We start from the raw sequence: 950 nt of genomic DNA, 5'->3' as shown, positions 1-950 counted from the left end.
TAATTCCTGCTGTAATATACATTTCAACAGAGAGATAACATTATGATTTCGTTTGTAAAATCGTCAGTGTCAATGTTGTTATTCGCTTTTTCAGCATTATCCTATGCTGAATCCCCTCCACCCATCATTGAACCTGAAATTGACTATAAATATAACGTTAACGTTGAAAGCTATAACCCAAATACATTAACAACCACCAATTGCCAAGGTACGTTAATCAGTCCGAGTTGGGTATTAACAGGCTTAAAATGTATTAAAAATGTCACTCTTTCTGAAACACATGTCATTGCTTTACATAGTAACGACTCATTAGGTATTCACTTAGTCAAAAAGGCCTATAAATTTAAGAAGAAAAAGTTTGCTCTTCTTCAATTAGATCAACCTGTAGCAACATCCTCAGAAATTACACTTTTACGTGAACCTCTTTTACCTGAGCATGGTCGTTTTGCAGCAGAAGTTGTTCAAGGCTTAGGCTATAGCACAGCATTTAACATCAAAGGCAAAAACAAAAAAACGGCTCGCCACAATACAAGACCTGTTGAATTCGAGAAAAATTTCAAAGGTGGTGCATGGGTATTAAAAACGCATAACTTGGGTGATGTACAAATTGGTTTGACGCATACCCGCTATCAGGCCATTCAAACTGCCAGTATTGCGAATAAGATAGACCGTATTGTAAATGCAAATTCGGGCGAAACCGTCAATTGGATTGATCGCCAAACTTTATTGGATACCCTTGCTTGTGAAGCAGATGGCTCTTGTATTGAACCACCACTGCCACCTGAGTGTCCTGAAGGTGTAATGGATTGTGGGAATGTTTGTGATTGGAACGATTGTACTGAGCCTCCACTTCCGCCTGAGTGTCCTGAAGGTGTAATGGATTGTGGGAATGTTTGTGATTGGAACGATTGTACTGAGCCTCCACTTCCACCTGAATGTCCTGAAGGTGT

At 39.4% G+C, this 950-nt stretch carries 1 protein-coding gene; it reads left to right on the top strand.

Translation table 11 applies throughout. From position 1 onward, the window contains the following. Positions 1–42: 42 nt before the first annotated feature. On the top strand, positions 43–950 hold a 908-nt coding region (locus E5A76_RS09520; RefSeq protein ID WP_161118778.1), incomplete at its 3' end, for a trypsin-like serine protease.

This window comes from Photobacterium lucens, from assembly GCF_009873615.1.
Taxonomy (GTDB): domain Bacteria; phylum Pseudomonadota; class Gammaproteobacteria; order Enterobacterales; family Vibrionaceae; genus Photobacterium; species Photobacterium lucens.
The sequence above is the reverse complement of the archived record's forward strand: the minus strand, read 5'-3'. Positions and strand labels throughout refer to the sequence as shown.